Origin of the sequence: Phenylobacterium sp. (genome assembly GCF_030654915.1) — a bacterium.
Lineage (GTDB): Bacteria > Pseudomonadota > Alphaproteobacteria > Caulobacterales > Caulobacteraceae > Phenylobacterium.
On record NZ_JAURWM010000339.1, the window covers coordinates 1 to 2,348 of the forward strand.

The window sequence follows — 2,348 nt, forward strand, 5'->3', positions numbered from 1 at the left end:
TCTGCGTCTCCAAGGCGCTGATACGTAGCCGGAGGATCGCCCCCCACTGTGGATATCCTCGACATCCACCGCGCCATTGTGATCGACGACCACCGCCTTGGCCACGAACGTCGCCTACGCTGCATCGGCGTAACATCGGTCTGGCGCAAAGGCGAAGAACCGCCTACGCTCGACCGTGATGCACGCCCTGTCCAACCAAGTTCTGATCGTACGCGTCCCCGCCCTGGGGACCTGACGGACGAACTCGGCCCTGACTCGGCCGCTCTCTCGCCGGTTCCCTTCCCTCGCGGATGGACCGGCCAGAGCTCTCCATCCGCCTATTTGATGGAGATACACGTGACCCAACCCGACTGGTGGTACGACGACCTGAAGCAAATCGGCCTCGATTTCGAGGACGAAGCCGAGGTCTCGACCTATGACGCCCGCCAGGGCGGCTCAAGCGACGCCGACCGCGCCCTGCTGACCCGGCTGGGCGTGACGCCCACGACCGCCATGGCCGATATAGGCTGCGGCACCGGGCTGTTGGCCTGTACCGCCGCGACCATGGCCGGGTCGGTCCGCGCGATCGACGTGTCGGGCGCCATGCTGCGCGCCGCTGAAGCGCGGGCGAAGTCGCTGAGCCTAGCCAACATCACCTTCGAGCGGGCTGGCTTCCTGACTTTCGCCGGATCAGGCGACCTGGACCTGATCGTCACCAAGGCGGCGCTGCACCATCTGCCCGACCTATGGAAGGCCGTGGCCCTGACCCGGATGCGCGATGCGCTGAAGCCCGGCGGGCGGCTCTACATCCGCGACATGGTCTTCAACTGCACGCCCGACGCCGTGCCGCTGACCGCGGCGCGCTGGATCGAGGATCTGGTCCAGCAAAGCGGCTACAGCCGCGCGGACGGCGCCTGCCATGTGCGCGAGGAGCATTCGACATTCGGCTGGATCCTGGAACGGATGATCAGCGAGGCGGGCTTTACGCTGCTGGAGCGCACCCACGATGGCGTCTACGCCACCTACCTCGCTGAAGCGCCCGGCTAGTAGGCCGGCTAGTAGGAACGCCCGATCAGGATCTCTTCGACACCGGGCTCACCGGTGAAGACGCAGGGTCCGAAGCTGGACGGTTGGTTCATCGGCGCGTTGCGCAAGGTGAGCTTGAAGCCCTTGAGGCGCTGCTCAACAGCGTCCAGGGCCTCGCCCGTCGGGCGCGACCAGGAGGCGCGGACCCAGCCCTTGAAGGCCGAGGTCTCTTCCTCTTCGTCCGACACCTTGCCGAAGTACTCGGCGACTTGGTCGAAGGTGGTCAGATCACCGCGAATGTTGGCGTCCAGGCTGGCCTTGGCCTCTTCGAACAGGGTTTGCTGAATCGCGGCCAGCAGGCCGGGCGCGGCGTCGATGAAATCGTCGCGCGACATCGCCTGAGACTGCACCTTGTCGCCGTCGCGCAGATTGTCGCGACGCATGAAGGTGACTTGGCCGCTGGCCGCATCGCGCGGGCCCAGCTCGACGATGATCGGCGCGCCGCGGCGCACCCAGTTCCAACGCTTGTCGCTCGACTTCTGGTCCTTGGTGTCCAGCAGGGCGCGGATCGGCTCGCCGAGGGCGAACTTCTCATGCAGCGCCTTCACCAGGCCCTCGGCGAAGGCCAGGACCTCGGCGTCCTCGGGCTTGCCGCGCAGCATCGGCACCACGACGATCTGGCGCGGGGCGATGGCGGGCGGCAGGCGCAGGCCGTCATCATCGCCATGGGTCATGATCACGCCGCCGATTAGACGGGTCGACACGCCCCAGCTCGAGGTGTGGCAGAATTCCAGGTCGCCGCTGTCGCTCTGGTAGCGGATGTTTTGAGCGCGGGAGAAGCTGGTGCCCAGATAGTGCGAGGTGCCGGCCTGCAGCGCCTTGCCGTCCTGCATCATCGCTTCGATGGAATAGGTGGCTTCCGCACCGGGAAAACGCTCGTTCTCCGGCTTCTCGCCGGCGATCACCGGCATGGCGAGCACGGTCTCGGAGAACTCCCGATACATCTCCAACGCCTGCAGCGTCGAGGCCAAGGCGTCCTCGCGGCTGACGTGGGCGGTATGGCCCTCCTGCCAGAGGAATTCCGAGGTGCGGAGGAACAGGCGGGTGCGCATCTCCCAGCGGACCACATTGGCCCACTGGTTGATCTTCATCGGCAGGTCGCGGTAGCTCTTGATCCAGCGCGAGAAGGCGTCGCCGATGATCGTCTCCGAGGTCGGGCGGACGATCAGGGGCTCTTCCAGCTTGGCGTCGGGATCAGGCTGCAGCTTGCCGTCGATGTTTTTCAGCCGGTGGTGGGTGACGACCGCCATCTCCTTGGCGAAGCCCTCCACGTGTTCGGCTTC

General features: G+C 66.1%; 2 protein-coding genes. One reads left to right on the top strand and one right to left on the bottom strand.

Going from position 1 to position 2,348, the window contains the following annotated elements; translation table 11 throughout:
• Positions 1-336 precede the first annotated feature (336 nt).
• Complete coding sequence (locus Q7T84_RS17550) at positions 337-1,026, top strand: class I SAM-dependent methyltransferase (protein WP_304811410.1); 690 nt, start codon at positions 337-339, stop codon at positions 1,024-1,026.
• A gap of 8 nt (positions 1,027-1,034) precedes the next feature.
• On the opposite strand, the gene Q7T84_RS17555 is transcribed toward Q7T84_RS17550, so the two are convergent.
• Positions 1,035-2,348, bottom strand: a 1,314-nt coding sequence (locus Q7T84_RS17555) for an aminoacyl--tRNA ligase-related protein (protein WP_304811412.1), incomplete at its 5' end; no start/stop codon positions are given.